Origin of the sequence: Halalkalibacter krulwichiae (assembly GCF_002109385.1) — a bacterium.
Taxonomy (GTDB): domain Bacteria; phylum Bacillota; class Bacilli; order Bacillales; family Bacillaceae_D; genus Halalkalibacter; species Halalkalibacter krulwichiae.
In genome coordinates this window covers 1640611-1660826 of sequence record NZ_CP020814.1, presented here as the reverse complement: position 1 = coordinate 1660826, position 20216 = coordinate 1640611, and the positions used below count along the sequence as shown (strand labels likewise).

The following is a 20216-nucleotide window of genomic DNA, read 5'->3' as shown; positions in this document are numbered from 1 at the left end:
AGTCAAAGCCATACGGACAGCTGGGTCAAATGCCGCTTGGCAACTTTGTTGCCTTATTGATTGAGTTAGAAGCTCAAATTTTATAAGTTGGTTACTTTACAACCAGTGCATTTGCACATCAACTTGTGAAACGGTCAATAAGAGTGCTAAGAAGTAATTATTTGCTATATAGACTCTGATCCTAATAAGATATTTTATATATTAAAGAGCTCTCTAATCATAATGGTTTTTACTTTTTTATGATATAGATCTAAATCCGATACATATTTTTGTCATGGATTGTTGCTGCCTTTTTAATATTGACGATAATATCTTAGCAAGTGTTGTGCGCATAATGCGTTTACACTTGCTTTTTTGCTGTCCAAAAGTCATTAAGTCGTTGTTTTTGCTTAAGACTTTCTCAGCAGTTAAGCTACTACTAAGTCAGTGTGTACGGACTTCTCTTGCATATTGCAAAATACATTTAGTTAGGGGTATGAAAAATTGGGAAAAGCGCTAATTATCGGTTGTGGTGGAGTTGCTTCTGTAGCGATTCACAAGTGTGTTCAAAACTATGAAGTATTCGAAGAAATTTGTATCGCAAGTCGTACAAAGTCAAAGTGTGATGATTTAAAAGCAAAACTTGACGGTGGAAAGACAAAGATTACGACAGCCCAAGTGGATGCGAACAATGTAGATGAGTTAATCGCATTAATTGAAGAAGTAAAACCAGATATCGTTATGAACTTGGCATTACCTTACCAAGATTTAACGATCATGGATGCGTGTCTTGCAACAAAGACGCATTATATGGATACAGCCAACTATGAGCCAGAAGATACGGCTAAATTTGAATATAAATGGCAGTGGGATTACCGTGAGCGCTTTGAAAAAGCTGGAATTACGGCTCTTTTAGGTAGTGGCTTCGATCCAGGCGTAACGGGAGTTTTCTCTGCTCACGCTTTAAAGCATCACTTTGATGAAATCGAATATATCGATATTCTTGATTGTAACGCAGGTGATCACGGTTATCCGTTCGCAACGAATTTCAATCCTGAAATCAATATTCGTGAAGTATCTGCAAATGGACGCTACTGGGAGAAGGGCGAATGGATTGAAACGGATCCAATGGAAATTAAACGTGTCTACAACTTCCCTGAAATCGGCGAAAAAGATATGTATTTATTGTATCACGAAGAACTTGAATCTCTTGCTGTGAATATTCCTGGAATTAAACGCATTCGTTTCTTCATGACATTTGGTGAAAGCTATTTAACTCATTTAAAATGTCTTGAAAATGTTGGCCTCACGTCAATTGAGCCAATTGAATACGAAGGAAAAGAAATCATTCCACTTCAATTTCTAAAAGCGTTACTGCCTGATCCTGCTTCTCTTGGACCACGCACAGTCGGAAAAACGAATATCGGTTGTATTTTCAAAGGGAAAAAAGACGGCAAAGAAAAAACATACTATGTATACAACGTATGTGATCACCAAGAGTGCTATAAAGAAGTTGGCTCACAAGCGGTTTCTTACACAACAGGTGTTCCAGCAATGATTGGTGCGATGATGGTTATGACTGGAAAATGGAACAAACCAGGCGTATACAACATCGAAGAATTCGATCCAGATCCATTCATGGAAGCATTAAACAAGTGGGGTCTTCCATGGCAAGAAAGCTTCAACCCAGAGCTTGTTGATAATGAGCCGATCAAAGAGCAGGAGACAGTGCGTTAAGATGCGGTTTGAGGAATTACCAACGCCTTGTTATGTAGTGGACGAAAGCCTTCTAGAACAAAATTTGAAGACTTTAAATGGCGTCATGGAACGAACAGGTTCGAAAATCCTTCTTGCGCAAAAAGCGTTCTCGATGTCAACGATGTATCCATTGATCCGAAAATATTTAAGTGGCACGGCATCAAGCGGTTTGTATGAGGCACGACTTGGACATGAGGAGATGGGCAAAGAAAATCACGTCTTCTCCCCTGCTTATCGTGAAGATGAGATTGATGAGATCATCTCCTATTGTGATCACATTATTTTCAATTCTTTTTCACAAGTAGAAAAGTTTAAGGACAAAGTCCTTCAAGCTGGAAAAAAAGTTGGCTTACGGATTAATCCAGAGCACTCTACACAGGTGGGGCATGCGATCTATGATCCATGCTCTCCTGGTTCACGCTTTGGTGTTACAGCTAAAAACTTTCGTCCAGAGCTACTTGATGGTGTGTCAGGCCTTCACTTCCACACACTTTGCGAGCAAAACTCAGATGATTTGGAAACTACATTAAATGCAGTTGAAGAAAAGTTCGGGCCGTGGCTCTCTCAACTAGAGTGGATCAATTTTGGCGGTGGACATCACATCACTCGTGAAGACTATGACATTGACTTACTTGAGAAATGCATTAAAAGAATGCAAGATCAATATGGGTTAGAAGTCTATCTAGAACCTGGAGAAGCGATTGCTTTAAATGCCGGCTACCTCGTTACGACCGTTCTTGACAAACTCGAGAATGATATCGAGATTGCAATTCTTGATACATCTGCTACTTGTCATATGCCAGATGTGTTAGAAATGCCCTACCGCCCTCCTCTACTTGGATCAGGTGAAGCCAATGAGAAGCCATATACGTATCGACTCGGTGGACAAACTTGTCTTGCCGGTGACGTGATTGGCGAATATTCCTTTGATCAGCCTTTACAAAATGGAGACCGCCTAGTCTTTGGCGATATGGCCATTTACACGATGGTGAAAAACACTACTTTTAACGGCATGCCCCTACCAGCAATTGCGTTAAAAGATAAAAATGGAGATTATCGTATCGTACGAGAGTTTGGCTACGAAAACTTCAAGACAAGATTAGCATAAGATCGGAAATAGGAGAAAACCAGATTCTAAATATGAATCTGGTTTTTTTGTATAGAGAAGCTTCACATATTTCTATGAATATTTAGACAATGACAACCTTGATTGGTTATAATAAAAAGAAAACGGTTTAAAAAAGAGGCTGATATTGTGTTTTATAAGAGAATTGAGTTTAGAAATATAACGGGACAAAAGGTGAAAATCACAGATATCCCTGTTGTTCAAACCTCAGATCGTTATTATTTTATGATCCAAGCTCGTTTGGAAATATTAATCTCATCCCTTTACAATAACCCTCAGGAAAAAAGCTGCTATTCTTTTAGAGAGTACTTAAAACGTAAAATACGCTGGTCTGATTTCGAGGATTTGTTTTATGAAGTTAGGAATCATGTTTGAGTGATATTTATAGCGAACAGCTTGATACTGTTCGCTCCCACCCTATCCATAAAGAGAAAATTTACCTTTTATTCCACAAGAAACTTTACTTCACCATAACTTTCCTTTAATATATAAATCGTAATGATTTTGATTATCATAGAAAGGTGGTCGTCATCATGGCAAAAAAGTCGAAGGTGGCTAAGGAAAAGAAAAGACAGGAGCTTGTTGCACATTATGCAGAAAAAAGAAGAGAATTAAAGGAAAAAGGAGATTACGTAGCCCTAAGTAAACTTCCGCGTGATTCGGCGCCTAGTCGTTTAACTCGTAGATGTGAGATGACTGGTAGACCGCGTGGTGTTCTCCGTAAATTTAAACTATCTAGAATTGCATTTAGAGAACTTGCCCACAAAGGTCAAATTCCAGGTGTAAAAAAATCTAGCTGGTAAAAATACAAGAGATATAGGATGTGTGCAGATTGGAAAAACAAAAAGCTCTAACAGTTATAACCGGCTTTTCTTTAAAAGATAAATGTGATGTAATAAGAAAACTACAAAGAAAGAATGCAAACAACATTAGAGTGATTCGCTTCCGACCTACCGATGTTAAGTTAGTAGTTCATTCAGCAGAAGATCCCTTTCCTCTTACACACTTTGTTAGTGAAGCTGTTCATCACTTAGAGATAAACACAGTATCCAATCTGCTCACGATACTAGAAGAGGAATGCGACAATGAACATATTGACGAGATTATTTTAGATATTTATCCGATCTCAACTTTTGAATCTCTTCTTGGAAGCTTTGCATCACAAATGAAACGTTTAAATTACTCGCCAAAGGCCCATATTCATATATTAAATGCGAGGGATTTTTGGTTTGCCTATTTTTCTGAACACAGCATACAGACAAATGAACTGAATTCTACGCCAACACTCGAATATACACTTGGAGAGGCATTTATTCACCAACTAGAGCACGCTGGAATGATTTACTTAACAAATACAGAACAGCTTTCACATGAACGGTTAGCTGAACTAACTGTATTTATACAAAATTTACAACCAAACGCGGTTGTAGAAAGACTACATGAAAGGGTATGGAGAACGGAGAATAATAATGTTGGCTTTGACCTAGAAGCAGCTAACTATTTATATAGTCACCAGATAGAATTGTTCTCTTCTAGAAGGAACTTGAATGTTATTGGTCAATATGGCATTGAAACATTTGTTTATCAGAGCAATTCACCTATTGATTTTAGCCGTTTAGAAGACTTTTTTTCTAATCTTCCTAATGAAGTATTTCGTATGAAAGGAAGATGCTATCATTCATCTAAACAAGAACTATATTCCATTTCTCAAGTTGGATCATCCATACAAGTTGATACAACGTTATTACCTATTAATTCAAACCATTTTTTAACTGAGTTCCTATTCATTGGGTCTGAGATGAATCATCAAGAAATTGAAAGAATGCTGGATAACTGTTTACAAATAACATACGCAGGTAAAATAGCATACTAAAACGGAAGGAAAAGGCTTTTCCTTCCGTTTTAAATAAGCAATTAGGAGTATCTGTTATCCTTATGGAGTACTAGTTTGTGTGTCTTTGAAATTGGATCATGACTTCATTTATTCGGTCCAATTTAATGTTTTCTCTTACTACCTTCGCTAATAATTCAAATCCTTCTTCTTTTTTCTGAGCAAAAGAAACTCTATTATGAACCAGATCTAAACCTTTTTTTCGCCTAATTTCGTTAAGTAGTACTTCTCTCAATTGATCGTTATGGAATATACCATGGAAGTAGGTTCCTATTAACGCTTTACTAGAGGAGATGTACCCATCTACTCGATCTGCTAATCGGATAAAAGGAGTGTGAGTGTGTTGATAATGAGACTCGCCCATATGTATTTCATAACCTGTAACTGAAATCTTCTGTTCTCCTAACTCAGCTACCCCTTCCGATTGAACCGTCATTTTCTTTTGCGTCAATGATGTTTTCATTGGGATTAACCCTAATCCTGCTTTCTCGCTATGTGTTGATTCAACCCGATATTTATCGTCAATGGTGTTCCCTAACATCTGATAGCCTCCGCAAATCCCTACTATCATCGTTACACCTTTTTCTGCCAACTGTAAAATCTGATTGGACAACCCATTATTGTCTATAAACATCATATCTTCTATTGTATTTTTACTACCTGGTAGAATTACTAAATCTGGCTCTCCTAACTCTTCCGCTTTTTTCACGAAACGAACGTGGCAATCAGGTTCATTAAAAAAAGGATCAACATCCGTAAAGTTAGAAATCATCGGAAAGCGTATGACCGCAATATCAATTTCTTTAGAATCATCTTGATTCGTTGAGTATTTACTCAACACAACTGAATCTTCTGCCTCGATCATTAAATCGTGAATATAAGGGATCACACCTAAAACAGGAACACCTGTATATTCTTCAAACCAAGTAAGTCCTGGTTCAAGGAGTGTAACATCTCCCCTAAACTTGTTAATGAATACCCCTACAACTCTTTTTCTATCTTCGGGATGAAGAAGCTGCAATGTTCCTACTAAACTTGCAAACACTCCTCCTTTTTCAATATCTCCTACTAGAATAACAGGTGCATTGGCAATTTGGGCAACACGCATATTGACAAGTTCTCTATCATTTAAATTAATCTCAGCAGGACTTCCTGCTCCTTCTATGACAATTCTCTCAAATTGATTAGCTAATCGGCTATAGGACTGTTCAATTATCTGCAAACCCTGGTCATAGAATTCTTCACGATAAGCACCTGCCTGCATATTTTTATAAGGTGCTCCATGAACAACAATCTGTGATTTATATTCACCTGTTGGTTTAATTAAAATCGGATTCATATCTGTTGTCGCAGCAATTCCTGCCGCTTCAGCCTGTACTCCTTGTGCTCGCCCAATTTCTTTCCCATCAAGCGTTATATAAGAATTTAGAGCCATATTCTGAGATTTATATGGAGCCGTTTTAAAACCATCTTGAACAAAAATTCTACATAGAGCTGTAACAAGTGCACTTTTTCCAGCATCAGAGTGTGTTCCCTGAATCATAAGTGGAACAGCTTTTTTCATTAGATTTCACTCCAAACCTCTTTCATTTATGGAACGATGTCCGTCCTTCAGCCTTCACTATCTGTAAGATGCATGATCTTTGATCGTTAAAATTCGATTCCTTTTACTGCCGGAATTCCTTCATTATAATAATGCTTTTCAGGTTCAATCACCGATACGAGATCGGCTAAATCCAATATTTCTTTTTTAGCATTTCTTCCTGTAATAACAAGATGAACATGTGAAGGTTTATTTTTCAATAAATCAATGACCTCATCTAATGGTAACACATCCTCAATTGAAAACTTCTCAATTGCCAACGCATTATTTAATTCATCTAAAATAACAACATCATACTCCCCACTCATAACAGCTTCTTTCGCAATAGGCCAAGCTTTTTTCAGAGCTTCCCTATGTTCTTCTGGTGTTTTCGTCCAAGTAAATCCGATACCAAGTTGAACCATTTCTACTCCTAGCTTCCGTAAAGCAATTTGCTCTCCATACGTCCGCTCTGGAGACTTAATAAATTGAAAGATTTTAACCTTCTGGCCTCTGCCTACACTTCGAAGCGCTAATCCTAAAGAAGCAGTTGTTTTGCCTTTTCCATCTCCAGTGTAAACGAGTATAAGTCCTCGCTTCGTATTCTTCTCTTTGCCCATTGTGACCTCCCTAAACCTTTATAAAAGCTTCCATTAAAGAACGTGTATATGGATGTTTCACCTGTGCTTTATCCCATTTAGTAAATTGCTCAACAATCTCTCCTTCATACATCACTGCTATCCGGTTACAAAATTGTTTCGTTGACTGAAGATCATGGGTAATGAATAAGAAAGATATTTCTTCTTCCTCCTGGATCAATTGAAACATTTTAATAATGGACGCTTGTGAATCTGAGTCTAAACTAGCTATCGATTCATCAAAAATAATCAGTTTTGGTTGAACAGCTAATGCTTTTGCAATACAAACTCTTTGTTTTTGTCCACCGCTTAATTGATAAGGATATCTTGTTAGGAGACGTTCATCAAGAGCTACTAATTCTACTACTTTCATTAACATGTCTAGCCATTTTTCTCTCTCTCTAGGAAAAAAATTCTTTAACGGTTCCATTAAACTTTCTTTTACATTCATTTTAGGATGTAACGTCGCTGAGGAATCTTGTAATACTAATTGGACTCGCTTGTAAAATTCTTTATCCTGACATTGTTTGCCACTTATAGGTTGTGATTCTAGAAAAATTTCACCTGATGATAGAGGTTCGAGTTTCATTATGACTTTCGCTAACGTACTCTTACCACTACCACTCTCGCCAACAAGACCAACACACTCGCCTTTTTCTACTGTTAAATTAACTTGTTTCAAAGCTTTACATACAGGCTCACGCAATAGACTCCTCTTTCTGCCTTTAACAGGATAATCCTTAGACACATTGCATAGTTGAAGTAGACTCACGAACAATCCCCCTGCACTCATTTGGATGACTCGGTCGGCAATATGTTTGACACTTTGTTGATCATGGGAAATGAGTAAGACGGTTAAATGATGATCTTGTTGGATTTTTTTTAGTAAATTTAAAACTCTATTTCGATTAATCACATCAAGAGCAGTGGTCGGTTCATCTGCAATTAATAGTTTCGGTTTCAAACTTACCATCATCGCTAGTAATACTCGCTGCTGCATTCCCCCGCTTAATTCAAATGGATAAGAGCCAAGAATAGCTTTAGGATCTGAAAATCCCACTTGCTGTAAAAGAGTATGTAAATAAAATTCCATTTCTTTCTTCTTCCATCTTTTTTGATTCATAAGTGTTTCAACCATTTGCTTTTTAACGGTTCGAATAGGGTTTAGTCCGCTTAAGGAATGCTGAATAAATAAAGCAATTTCATTACGCCTTAGTAATTTCATTTGCTTATTTGTATACGTACAAACGTTATCCTTTTTATAAATAATTGCTCCATTTGTCACCTGAACCCCTGAATCTAGTAGACCAACAATTGCTTGCGCAGTCATGCTTTTTCCGCAACCACTTGGACCAACAAGCGCAACAATTTCACCTGAATGTATTTCAAACGACACATTTTGAACAATCGGGACCTTTTTTTTAGAGTCAGTATATGATAATTCAAGTTGTTCGATTTGTAATAAAGCTGCTTGGTCAACCCTTGTACTCATACTAGATCCATGTATCACTTGTTTTCCTCCTTTCACTAATTAGTTGACATCCTAATACAAAAAGCATGATCGCTAGACCTGGAAAAATCATCACATGTGGCGCAATTTGAAAATACGCTGTCGCATCATGTAACATTACTCCCCACTCAGGTGTAGGGGGCTGAGCTCCAAGTCCTAAAAAGGAAAGACCAGAAATTAACAGGACAATTCTCCCCATATCTAACGCTGCAAATATAAGAATGGGCGAAGAAATAAATGGAAAAATATAATTTTTCATTATCCTATAATGTGAATTCCCTGAGATGCGAGCCGTTAAAATAAAATCCTCCTTTGTTGTTTTTATAACAAGACTGCGAATAAAACGAACATAGCTTGCCCAACGTACGACCACAATCGCCATAATCATATGTAAATAACCAGGCCCTAATATACCAACAATCGCGATTGTTATGATAATGTCCGGTAATGCAAGAGTGCCATCTACTAAACGCATAATAAAATGATCGGAACGACCTCGATTATAGGCTGTTACGAGTCCAAGTGGAATACTAATCATCATAGTGAATGTCATAATGAGAAAAGCTGTCGTAACAGTTGTTCGTATGCCATACATCATCCTTGATAAAATACAGCGGCCTAAATGATCCGTTCCAAACGGATATTCCCAAGTAGGTGGATGCAATCTATTTGCTACATGTATGGATAATGGATCATGAGGAGATAACCATGGCGCCAAAAGACCCACAAGAATAGTTCCTAACAGGAGGAAAGCCCCGATCAGGTTAGCAGCACCAAAACGTTTTGAAAAGATTTTCAACATGATCAACTCCATCAGTCCGTTATTCTTAATCGCGGATCTAACCACCCATAAATGAGATCAACGAGAAAATGAATTGTGATAAATAAAAGAGAAGCGAAAATAACATAGCCTTGAATGACAGGATAATCTCGCTGTAAGATCGCTTGAATGACATATCTTCCTAATCCAGGCCATGAGAAAATACTTTCTACAATAATACTTCCGCCTAGCATAAAAGCAAAACTTGTCCCAAGCATCGTTAAGATTGGAAGAAAAGCATGCTTTAATAAGTGAAAGACCAAAATACGCCATGTAGATAACCCTCTTGCTTTTGCTGCTTTGACAAAATTATGATTCATTAAATCAAGCATATTCGTTCGTAGGACACGTGCGTACACTGCACCCATTCCGATCCCCATTGTAAGAGCTGGCAATACTAGATGGTGCCAGCTCCCTCGTCCAGTTGTTGGAAAGATTCCATATTTAACCGAAAAGAAGTAAATGAAAAGAAACCCGAGCCAAAAGCTAGGTAATGCCGAACCTAGCAGGGCTAAAAGCTTACTAAACCGATTCATCCAGCCATCGGCCCAAATGGCCGTACTAATTCCGATTACTAGTGTAAAAAAGGTCATGACACCCAAACCCGCGACTGCCAATTCGAGCGTTGCTGGTAATCTTTTTACTAGCTCATCTAGAACAGGTTCTTTTGAAGCATAGGAAATTCCCCATTGCCCAGAGACAAGGCTCTTTATCCATTGTCCGTATTGACTCCAGATTGAATCGGTTAATCCAAGTTCTTCACGTACAGACAAAAGCACCTCCTCGGAAGCAGGCATTCCATGAGTCGTCAACATGATAAAGGCTGGATCACCCGGTGATATTCTTAAAAGAATAAATGTGAGCGTTGAAAGAAAAAAAACAATTAGAATCAAATGAAGCAAACGCTCTATGCAAAAACGAATCATCATACGTTCCTCTCAGCTAATTGATCGTAATTTCTGGATGAATATAGTAATACTCAATTGGATGGGCTAAAAACCCGTCTACTTTTTTATTCACTCCAAAAATCGTTTCAGGATGAACAACAAATGATTGAGGAACATCATCTTGTACGATTGTTTGTGCCTCTAATGCTAATTCAATTCGTTTATCTTGATCTGTTGTTTTATTTAATTGATCGATCACATTTTCGAGTGATTTCGATTTATAGTTGCTAACATTTGAAGAGCTATCCTCGCGGTAGAAAATATTCAAGAAATACTGTGGATCTCCCGTGTGAGCTGTTAGCATACTGTACATGGAGAGGTCCCAATCATCTTGCGCTAGTGCATCATCAATACTCTCAACTTGACGAATATTTACTTTGATTCCTTCTTGTGCTAATTCCGCTTGAATGATTTCAGCCATCACTGAAAGCTCTGGTCTTTGTGGGAATGTTAACATCGTTGCTTCAAAAACCTGGTCATCGTTTACCCAAATACCTTGTTCACTTCTCTCCCAACCGTTCTGGGTCATAATCATTTCAATTGAATCTATAGAATGTGGATCTTCTAACTTTCCAAAAGGCAGTACGTCTGAAAAAGCACTATTAGCTACTGTGCCATAGCCATTCATGATTGTTTCGACCATGTCTGCCCGAGGAATAGCTTGGTCAATCATTTTTCTGTATTCTTCTTTCTCAAAGAGAGTAGAACTCATATTAAAAAGGACAAGATGAGTTCTTAATGAAGGAGCTGTCACTATTTCTAACTGTGAATGTTGCTCAATTAACGAAATTCCATCTACTGGGATATCAATTGCGATATCTACATCACCTGATTGAAGAGACATTAATCTTGTATTCCCATCAGATATAAAGTTAAATGTTACTTCAGATAGTAAAGCACGTCCCCCCAATAGTCATCAAAACGTTCTACTGTTAACGACTCATCTTTAATAAATTCTTTAAATGAAAATGCTCCCGTAAGAGCAGGATACGCTTCCTTGTCTTCAATAGTCGTAGTATCAACAATAATAAAGGAAGGATCAGCTAAATGAGAGATTAGCGCTGAATTACTTTGAACTGTTTTTATTTTCAATTCAAATTCATCTAGCACTTCAATTGTTTCAATTAACAATAAATCATTTGCACGTGGATTAATCTCGATCGACCTTTCAATTGAATCTTTTACACCTTCTGCATTAAGCTTCGTGCCATTATGAAACAAAACATTTTCTTGGAGTGTAAAGATCCAACTATTCTCATCCTCTTGTTCCCAGCTTTTTGCCAGCCAAGCTGCTGGTTGTAACGTTTCGTCTAATTTGATTAACGTCTCTCCTGCACCTGAACGCATGACATCCCAACTATTCCTCCCTGACTGATGAGGATCAAGCCCCGGTGGACTCCAAGGGAATGCTACCTCCAACGTTACTTTTTCTTCTTCATGGTGTGAAGCATCAGACACTCCACAAGCCGTCATTATAAAAGAAATCAAAAGCAATCCTAATAGTAAGTAATTTCTGTTCATCCGAAACCCCCAATTTATTTTCCTCTATCTATTACCCCATCCATTTCTATACAAGAGGTCCTCTACATTTCTTCGCTTCTCCCAATTAACTGTTTCTAAAATGGGTTTATCTGGATAGTCTTTCGTGTAACCAATGCTCAGTAGAGCGATTGGTTCGACATGAGGAGGAATCTCCAAGATGTCACGAATATCTTGCTTTTTATAAAAACTAACCCACCCAAGCGCTAGACCTTCGGCGCATGCCGCCAACCACATATTCTGAATTGCACATGCAGTGGATAGGGCATCCGTTTCTGGGATTGAGTTTCTTCCTAATACATGAGAACCACCTCGTGTCGGATCACAAGTCACGCAGATCGTGTATGGTGCTTCTTTTATTCCTTCAATTTTCAATTGTAAAAAGTGCTGTTTTTTTTCCGTCTCATTCTCATAGTGAATCGCAAGAGCTCTTCTTTCCTTATCAGCAGCCCAAGCTAAACGTTCCTTAACCTCCTTGGAATCTATAACAATAAAATTCCAAGGTTGCATAAAACCAACAGATGGCGCATGGTGGGCTGCTAGTAGTATGTTATGAAGCGCTTGCTCAGGAATCGGATCTGTTAGAAACGTTCTAATATCTCGCCTTCTATACAACACTTTGTAAAAAGCATCTTTTTCTTCTTCTGTAAACATCGTATTCCTCCAAAAAACATCTAGCAAAGTCACTTTTTAGTAGATCTTACATTACATTTCAACTCTTCGAACATACTTAAAGCCAAACCGTTTTTTCTTCATAAGAAGTCCGTTTTTTCAACATACCAACTTCAGTTTCCGATTGGTCTGGATAACCTAAAAAGATCGTCCCCACCATCTTTTTTCCTTCAGGAGAACCGATAAATTGATAAGAACGCTGATCATGTACAAGTCCGACCCCTCTTGTTCTCCAAACAAATCCTAGCTCTAACTCACATGCAGCTAACCACATTGAATGAATCGCACAACAAACTGCATATTCATTATCTTTTGTATCTGCTTTGTTTGAGGCAATATCAGCTGTTACCATAATAATAACCGGTGTATTTTTCACGACTTCTATTGAACTCTCAATGAGTTTCGGTTTCGTAGGAAAGCGCTCCTGTAAATAGTCAAGAGCTACTTGTTCGTATCTTTTCTTTGCTTCTCCTTGTATCACATAAAAACTCCACGGTTCTCGTAATCGATCATTTGGAGCAAGAGTAGCTACTTTTAGTAACTGTTCAATTTTCTCTTTTTCTACTTCACGAGGTTGATAGTTTCGAATAGCTCTTCTAGAATGTAGGAACTCTATGACACTCATCTGCATTCTCTCCTTTTTCTTTAAACCAATGTAACTTTTCTCTTAACTGCACAATATTGCCGACAACAATCATGGCCGGATGTTTAATCTTTGCTTCTGCTACATTTTTTTCAATTGTCTCTAATGTACCCATGACTGTTTTCTGATGAATGGTTGTCCCTTCTTGAATAACGGCTACTAGAGTGCTAGAGTCTTTCCCATGTAAGATCAGTTGCTGACAGATATAAGTTAAATTACGGGTACCCATGTAAAAAGCAATCGTATCACTTCCATTTGCAATTGCTTCCCAATTCACTTCATCTATTCCGTCATCCTCACGTCCAGTACCCGCGATCATCGTAAAGGATCTACCAAAGCCTCTATGCGTGACTGGAATTCCTGCATAGGCAGGAGCTGCAATTCCAGAGGTGATACCTGGAACAATTTCATATGAAATCTGTGCCTTTGATAACACCTCTGCTTCCTCACCTCCTCTAGCAAACACAAATGGGTCTCCACCTTTTAATCTCGTAACGATTTTACCTTGACGAGCCTTTGTCACAAGTAAATGATTAATCTCTTCTTGAATAAATATGTGATTCCCTGGAGCTTTCCCACAGTAAACAAGTTCTGCCTCTTTTTTTGCATAGCTAAGCAGATCTTTATTTACTAAGCGATCATAGGCAATGACATCAGCTTTTTGAATACATTCAAGACCATAAACTGTAATTAACTTCGGGTCTCCGGGCCCTGCACCGACAAGAAAAACCTTTCCTTTTCCTTTTGTCATACTTTCAATCTCTCCGTTTTCTTAGAAATACCCGCCGACGAAATTCACGCAAATTACAAACTTACTTTCCCTTGACTACACTTATCAATCCAATTTTCGACCATTTTTACACATGAGGCAAAATGGAAATGCGTATACCCAGCTATAAGATTGTTCCTCATATAACCTTCCTGCTTAGTTCCACGCATGCCCTTTGTTTCGTATGCATACGGAACTTCTTGGCCACATTGAAAAGTGGAATAATGAAATTCATGACCTCTTGCTTTCTCAATCTCACTAATAAGAAAGTTACCAATTTGACCGTTGATTTCACGATAACCTAGGGCAGCAAGATTTCTCTGCATTTTAACGGTTCCAGGAATTAACCCAACCATCGGAAACTTTGACTGATCAGTTGTTTCAATAGATTCAGTTAAATACATAAATCCTCCACATTCTGCAAGCGTCGGCAAACCGTTTTCAATGGCAGTTCTAATGGACTCTTTAACGACGCTATTTTGTGAAAGTTGTTGGGCATATTCTTCAGGAAATCCACCTCCAAGATATAATCCATCACAGGCTTCAGGTAGAGGCTCATTTGCTAATGGTGAAAAATAAACAATCTCAGCTCCATATGACTGTAAAAGTTCCAAGTTCTCTGGGTAATAAAAATTAAAAGCTGCATCCTTTGCAACCGCAATTCGAACGAACGCCTCTTTCTTTTTCTCAAATAATGAACTTCCTATCTGACCACCGGACAGTGGTTTTGCAACCGATAATTCTAGAAGCTGATCAAGATCAATCGTCTGACTTACAAGATCTCCTAATTGATCAAAAAATGAATCGAGTTCTCCTCTTTCAATTGATGGAATTAATCCTAAATGCCTTTCAGGTATTTCAATATCGAGCTGTCGCTTTAAATATCCAATTACAGGAACGTTACACTCCTGTTCAATTGCTGTTTTAACAATCGTAAAATGGCCCTCGCTTCCAACATTGTTAGCAATCACACCAACAATGTTTGGTCCTTCGGCTAACAGTTGAAATCCTTTTACAATAGCGGCTGCACTTCTTGCCATACTAGCGCAGTTTACAACTAGAATAACGGGACTTTCCGTAATCATGCTTATATCCGCCGTACTACCTTCATTGTTTTTAGGGTTCTTTCCATCAAAAAAACCCATGACCCCTTCAATAATAGATATCTCTGCATCTTGGCTGCCGCGCTTGAAAATATCTAATACTGTTTCTTTTTTAAGCATCCAACTATCTAAATTTCTAGAAATACGCCCCGTTACGGCTGTATGATAACTCGGGTCAATATAATCTGGTCCACATTTGAATCCTTGTACAGATAGCCCTCTTTTTTGCAGGGACGACATTAACCCAATCGTCAGAGTCGTTTTTCCTACACCACTTCCCGTACCAGCAATGACGATTCTTCGCTCAGTCATATGTACCGCCTCCTATGAATAAGGAATTACAGCAACGGATATCGTTACGTTTCCTGATTTTTTCTTAACAAGCTCTAGCGTATCTGACCGACTATACAGTTTAGCTGCAGGTTCACTAACTCCATAAGCTCCCGTGAATGTAAAGACGGTCTCGGATGGCTCCTCAATGGACATTTGATTTAACTGTTCAGCCGAATAACAAATGAACTCCCAATTGTATTTGTCTGCAATGGATAGCAGCCCTTTTTCATCTTTTTTCAAATCGATTGAGCAAATGGCCTTTACGCTCTTTAAGGAAAACTGCAATTCCTCAAGTGTATTTTGAATCACTTCATCAATCTCTAATACTGAGGTTCCTCTGTTACAGCCGATCCCAAGTACAATAACTTTTGGTCGGTAAAGCACTCCATTGTTCAAAATCGATTGTTCCTCTTCTTTTAACTTACGATGAGTGACAACAAGTGCTGCGTTAGGCTTAGCCTCGAGAGCTGCTTCAATCGTTGGGTATATTTTAATCGTATCAGGGAGGGGATGATCGTATTGCCACCAGTCTCTTTCACCTGACTCTTGTATGATGGCAACCTGTTCTTCATTCACAACAGATGCACTTACAGGGGTTAGTTTCTCTGCAGATTCCCATGTCCAACCGAAGCGACTTCCAAATAAATCGACTGCAATCGTTTTTTGAACATCCGACGCCGTCGTAATAACTGGTGTTGCTTCAAGGAGGTTAGCAACTTCCCTTGTCAACTCATTTGCACCGCCTAAATGGCCTGATAATACGCTTATCACATGTTGACCTTTATCATCAATTACGACAACCGCTGGATCTGTTTTTTTATCTTTTAACAGTGGAGCAATCATCCGAACAACAGCTCCTAAAGAAACAATCATGATAATTCCTTTATATGTTTGGAATAGAGCGGGCAACAAGAGACGAACATTGCCTTCAAATAATTGAATGTTCCTTCTTTGTTCATCTCCTCTCTCAAATTTACTCATATAAAATAAGTCTGTTTGTGAAAAGTTGTTATGTAAAAAACGAGCTAACTCAACACCATGTTTGGTGATGGCCACGATTGCATACGTTGCATTCTGTTCGAGGCTAACTTGTTTGCCTTCCTCTAAAACAAGTGTCATTGTTTCACTCCCTTCCGAAAGCCATGTGTAAATTCTTTATCGTACAATTTTGATTTAAATTCCTTACTATGAATATCTTGATCTAGTGCCCAACCAGCTAAAATCATTGCTTGTTTTCTAATTCCATTTACGCGCATATCGTCATCTAAGTTTTCAAGGGTTGAACGGACAATTTTTTGATCAGGCCAAGTCGCTTTATAAACGACTCCAACTGGGGTATCCTTACTCCACCCTGCAGCTAAGAACTCTCTGACAATTTTCTTCGTTAACGTTGCACTTAAAAACAAAGCAACTGTACAATTATGTTTTGCTAAATCTCGTAGTTTCTCTGTTTCCGGAACCGGCGTACGCCCTTCAGCACGTGTTAAGATGACCGTTTGAGTTAAATCTGGAATCGTTAATTCGGCACCCAGCGCTGCGGCTGAAGCAAAAACAGAACTAACTCCTGGAATAATCTCAACATGAACTTCCTGTTTATTTAATAGAGAAATTTGTTCCATGATTGCCCCATATACTGCAGGGTCTCCTGTATGAACGCGAACGACCTTCTTACCTTGTTGGACACGCTCGACCATAACTTCAACCATTTCTTCAAGATGCATCCCCGCTGTTTTCATTACTTCCGCTTCCGGTTTAGCTCGTTCAATAAGCTCCTCACTTACAAGTGAATCAGCATACAAAACGACATCGGCTTCTTCTAGTTTCTTCAATCCCTTAACCGTAATTAAGTCTGGATCTCCAGGACCCGCTCCAATAATTGTAATTTCCATTATTTTCTCACCACCATTAGCGTTAAGTATTCTAGCTCAGCTCTTTCTAATTCATCGATCTTCCAAATGACTTCCTCATCAGATGTGACTTTCGTAACAACAGACGCCTTGTCCAATAATTCAAGCTCACGCAATATGCTAAGAATGAGGTCGATCACTTTTGCGACCTTTATAAACACAACACAATCATGTTCAACAATTGCTTTTTTCATTGCTTCATAGTCATCAGTTGCTGGAATAACTGCGACATGATCATCCCCTTCAGCAAGCGCAATGCCCAGTCTAGAAGCTGCCCCATTAATGGATGAAATTCCTGGTACAGTCTGAATCGTTACTTCTGGATGGCGTTTTTTCACTAGATTCATCATGTGAATAAACGTACTATATAAAAGAGGATCTCCTTCTGTTACAAACGCAACATCCTTCCCGATTTTAAGTTGCTCCCAAACCTGATCCACCGTATTTGACCATTCCCGTTGCAAAATAACAGGATCCTTTGTCATCGGGAAGACAAGACCTAACATCTCTTTTTCCCCTGGGGTTATATACACATCGATAATACGGTGCGCGTAACTTTTGCTACCCTTCCTTTTTTTAGGGTAGGCAATAACATCTGCTTCCTTCAATTTCCTGAATGCTTTGATCGTCAGAAGTTCTGGATCTCCAGGACCTACTCCTAATCCATACAATGTTCCTATCATAATGAAGCCCCTTCCTTACGTTGTGCGGTAATGATATAAATTGGATTCAACGAATCGAACCTTGTTAGATTCAAAATTGGTTTGCTTCTTGAGATTTGAGCAAGGGTAATCGTAGGCTCAAATCCATTTTGTTTAAAAACCTCAACTGCTTGCATTAAATTTTCGATTGTAACGGCATTTAAAACAATTCTTCCACCATTTTTCAACCGGGTACAACAGGTTGATAAAATATCTTCCATGCTTCCAGCCGTTCCCCCAATGAAAATGGCATCAGGATCGGGAAACGTGTCTAGCTTATCTGGTGCCTTTCCTTGAATGGCCGTGAAATCGGTTCGAAATTTAATTTGATTTAACATACAGTTGTTGAGATCTTGTTCGTTTTTCTCGATTGCAAACACACTTCCTTCCTTTGCAATCAGACTAGCCTCAATCGCAACTGAACCGGTACACGTTCCAATATCCCAAACGGTACTATTTTCTTTTAAATTCAAGGCCATTAAACTAAGAGTTCGAATTTCCTTTTTCGTCAGTAACCCTTTTTCTGGTTTTCTTTGATGAAATTCATGATCCTCTATGCCCATTCCCCAAGTTTTCACTTCTTTTACTCTTTGAAGGATAACAACATTAAGTGGCGAAAAATCCATTGCTTCTATTTCTTCAAAGTCATAGAAACCATAACGTTCATTTTCTCCACCAAGGTTTTCTGCAACGAACATTCGATACTCATTCATTCCAAACGAACGCAAATAGCGAGCTATTTCAATTGGGTTATTCAAAGCATCTGTTAACAACGCTATTTTGTCTCGCCCATTTATACGCTGAGCAAGTCCTTTCATGCTTCTGCCATGAACACTCGTTACATAAGCGTCCTGCCACCGTTCATTCATACGGGCAAAAGCAAGTTGGATGGAGCTTAAATAGGGGTAAATCTCAACATTTAATTTTTTGGCTAAATAGCTACCAATTCCGTAAAATAAAGGGTCTCCTGACGCCAAGATGACTATTTTTTTCGTTTCCTTACTTAAACCATTGACTAGATCGGTTAATCCACCCTTTAATACTCTTTTTTCTCCTGAATAATCAGAAAAGAAAGCCAGTTGTCTTTCTCCACCTACTAAAATCTCGCTCTCATAAATCCACTTTTCATAGATTGGTAATAGGCTTCGTTTTCCATCATCACCAATTCCAATGATTTTCATTTTTTGTTCTGTCATCTTTCCCTGCCTTTCCTAGAAACACACCCTTCATCGAATACAAAGTTGTTTCAATCGACATTCCTCCGCCCACTTCCTTTAATCCCGCTGCACAACAATAGTCGCAAAGAATGGTGAAGAATTTTTTATACCCATGTTCCAGCATTAAATCACCAACTTGCGAAGCAGTATTAGCCCCTAACACTGTTTCAAGTAATGGTTGATCTGTTACACCAGCTTCACGTGCAACATTTTTTAAAAAGGTAAAATCAACAGGTGCACTTTTAGAATGAACCATCATCACACCTTGTGCTACTTTTGAAAACTTCCCCATCATGCCAACAAGAGATACTTTTTCGATTCCTTGTTTCTTGCATTGCTTTAAGGTAAAACCAACAAAATCTCCCATCTCAATAAAAGCTTCTTCAGGAAGCTCCGGGTATTGCTGAATGCCAAATTTTTCACTACGTCCACCAGTCGATATGACAACATGACGACAGCCACTTGCCCGTGCAACACTAATCGCTTGAACAATACTAGCCATATAAGCTGAACTAGAAAAAGGGATCACTGTACCTCTTGTGCCTAGGATCGAAATACCGCCAATAATGCCGAGACGTTTATTTAACGTTTTTTCAGCCATCTTTTCACCGTCTGGAACCGAAATGACAATCGAAATTCCTCTTTTAATCCCAAAAGAGTGAAGCACTTCTTCCGCTGTTTCACAGATCATTTTTCTAGGAACAGGATTAATGGCAGCTTGTCCGACTGGCACAGGGAGACCCTCCTTTGTAACTCGACCAACACCAACCCCACCATCTAAGTGAATTCCGGGTTCTGATGACCAACTTACTCTTGCAATGATCAACGCACCATGTGTAGCATCTGGGTCATCACCCGCATCTTTAATCGTTCCAGCTACGGCATATTCTGAACCCAAATCACAGTTTTCCATCTCAAAGGTCGCGAACTTTCCAACAGGTAAATAGATCGTTGCCTCTAATTGTTTTTCTTGTGTAATAAGAGCGGTTAGTGCTGCTTTCGTTGTAGCCGTTGCACAAGCGCCCGTCGTATAACCCGAGCGCATCTCTTTTTTATCCTTTTTTTTAGCTTTCGCTTCCAT

At 38.7% G+C, this 20216-nt stretch carries 19 protein-coding genes and 1 pseudogene; 5 read left to right on the top strand and 15 right to left on the bottom strand.

Translation table 11 applies throughout. The features are described from left to right. Positions 1–483 precede the first annotated feature (483 nt). The 5 genes from BkAM31D_RS08425 (at position 484) to BkAM31D_RS08405 (ending at position 4736) form a co-directional block, all read left to right on the top strand. A complete protein-coding gene (locus tag BkAM31D_RS08425; protein WP_066151952.1) occupies positions 484–1716 on the top strand; it encodes a saccharopine dehydrogenase family protein in 1233 nt (410 codons plus the stop codon). A gap of 1 nt (position 1717) precedes the next feature. Continuing rightward, positions 1718–2845 (top strand): carboxynorspermidine decarboxylase, encoded by a 1128-nt coding sequence (gene nspC, locus BkAM31D_RS08420; RefSeq protein WP_066151955.1) that lies wholly within the window; start codon positions 1718–1720, stop codon positions 2843–2845. Between the two features lie 147 nt (positions 2846–2992). Next, positions 2993–3238, top strand: coding sequence for a DUF2535 family protein (locus BkAM31D_RS08415; RefSeq protein WP_066151957.1), 246 nt, complete (start codon positions 2993–2995; stop codon positions 3236–3238). A gap of 158 nt (positions 3239–3396) precedes the next feature. Further along, complete coding sequence (gene rpsN / locus BkAM31D_RS08410) at positions 3397–3666, top strand: 30S ribosomal protein S14 (protein WP_066151959.1); 270 nt, start codon at positions 3397–3399, stop codon at positions 3664–3666. A 29-nt stretch (positions 3667–3695) separates the two neighbouring features. Then, on the top strand, positions 3696–4736 hold the full coding sequence (locus BkAM31D_RS08405; protein ID WP_066151962.1) for a GTP-binding protein: 1041 nt from the start codon (positions 3696–3698) through the stop codon (positions 4734–4736). 70 nt (positions 4737–4806) lie between these two features. Here the strand turns inward: BkAM31D_RS08405 and BkAM31D_RS08400 are convergent, their stop codons facing one another. From BkAM31D_RS08400 to BkAM31D_RS08330, 15 genes and pseudogenes are all read right to left on the bottom strand, one after another. After that, a complete protein-coding gene (locus tag BkAM31D_RS08400; protein ID WP_066151965.1) occupies positions 4807–6318 on the bottom strand; it encodes a cobyric acid synthase in 1512 nt (503 codons plus the stop codon). 86 nt (positions 6319–6404) lie between these two features. Further along, entirely contained in the window at positions 6405–6956 is a 552-nt protein-coding gene (gene cobO, locus BkAM31D_RS08395) for a cob(I)yrinic acid a,c-diamide adenosyltransferase (RefSeq protein WP_066151967.1), read from the bottom strand. 10 nt (positions 6957–6966) lie between these two features. Then, positions 6967–8484: an ABC transporter ATP-binding protein gene (locus BkAM31D_RS24225; RefSeq protein WP_085449766.1), complete on the bottom strand. Its 1518-nt coding sequence runs from the start codon at positions 8482–8484 to the stop codon at positions 6967–6969. Beyond that, positions 8468–9286, bottom strand: a complete 819-nt coding sequence (locus BkAM31D_RS08385; RefSeq protein WP_066152633.1) for an ABC transporter permease — start codon at positions 9284–9286, stop codon at positions 8468–8470. The genes BkAM31D_RS24225 and BkAM31D_RS08385 overlap by 17 nt, the downstream gene beginning before the upstream one ends. An 11-nt stretch (positions 9287–9297) precedes the next feature. Further along, a complete protein-coding gene (gene nikB, locus BkAM31D_RS08380; protein ID WP_257391646.1) occupies positions 9298–10233 on the bottom strand; it encodes a nickel ABC transporter permease in 936 nt (311 codons plus the stop codon). A 13-nt stretch (positions 10234–10246) separates the two neighbouring features. Continuing rightward, positions 10247–11598: pseudogene (locus BkAM31D_RS08375) on the bottom strand (ABC transporter substrate-binding protein). 198 nt (positions 11599–11796) lie between these two features. Next, a complete protein-coding gene (gene bluB / locus BkAM31D_RS08370; RefSeq protein WP_066151978.1) occupies positions 11797–12444 on the bottom strand; it encodes a 5,6-dimethylbenzimidazole synthase in 648 nt (215 codons plus the stop codon). A gap of 76 nt (positions 12445–12520) precedes the next feature. Continuing rightward, on the bottom strand, positions 12521–13087 hold the full coding sequence (locus BkAM31D_RS08365; RefSeq protein ID WP_066151980.1) for a nitroreductase family protein: 567 nt from the start codon (positions 13085–13087) through the stop codon (positions 12521–12523). Next, positions 13059–13856: a uroporphyrinogen-III C-methyltransferase gene (gene cobA / locus BkAM31D_RS08360; protein WP_066151983.1), complete on the bottom strand. Its 798-nt coding sequence runs from the start codon at positions 13854–13856 to the stop codon at positions 13059–13061. The genes BkAM31D_RS08365 and cobA overlap by 29 nt, the downstream gene beginning before the upstream one ends. Positions 13857–13909: 53 nt before the next feature. Further along, a complete protein-coding gene (locus BkAM31D_RS08355) occupies positions 13910–15289 on the bottom strand; it encodes a cobyrinic acid a,c-diamide synthase CobB (protein ID WP_066151986.1) in 1380 nt (459 codons plus the stop codon). A 12-nt stretch (positions 15290–15301) separates the two neighbouring features. Next, positions 15302–16429, bottom strand: coding sequence for a cobalt-precorrin 5A hydrolase (locus tag BkAM31D_RS08350; RefSeq protein ID WP_066151989.1), 1128 nt, complete (start codon positions 16427–16429; stop codon positions 15302–15304). Next, positions 16426–17199: a precorrin-4 C(11)-methyltransferase gene (gene cobM, locus BkAM31D_RS08345; protein WP_066151992.1), complete on the bottom strand. Its 774-nt coding sequence runs from the start codon at positions 17197–17199 to the stop codon at positions 16426–16428. Before cobM ends, BkAM31D_RS08350 begins: the two co-directional genes overlap by 4 nt. After that, a complete protein-coding gene (gene cobI / locus BkAM31D_RS08340) occupies positions 17199–17900 on the bottom strand; it encodes a precorrin-2 C(20)-methyltransferase (protein WP_066151995.1) in 702 nt (233 codons plus the stop codon). Before cobI ends, cobM begins: the two co-directional genes overlap by 1 nt. Further along, positions 17897–19114 carry a bifunctional cobalt-precorrin-7 (C(5))-methyltransferase/cobalt-precorrin-6B (C(15))-methyltransferase gene (locus BkAM31D_RS08335; protein ID WP_066151998.1) on the bottom strand — a complete coding sequence of 406 codons (1218 nt, stop codon included), beginning with the start codon at positions 19112–19114 and terminating at the stop codon, positions 17897–17899. The genes cobI and BkAM31D_RS08335 overlap by 4 nt, the downstream gene beginning before the upstream one ends. Continuing rightward, positions 19077–20216, bottom strand: coding sequence for a cobalt-precorrin-5B (C(1))-methyltransferase (locus BkAM31D_RS08330; protein WP_066152002.1), 1140 nt, complete (start codon positions 20214–20216; stop codon positions 19077–19079). Before BkAM31D_RS08330 ends, BkAM31D_RS08335 begins: the two co-directional genes overlap by 38 nt.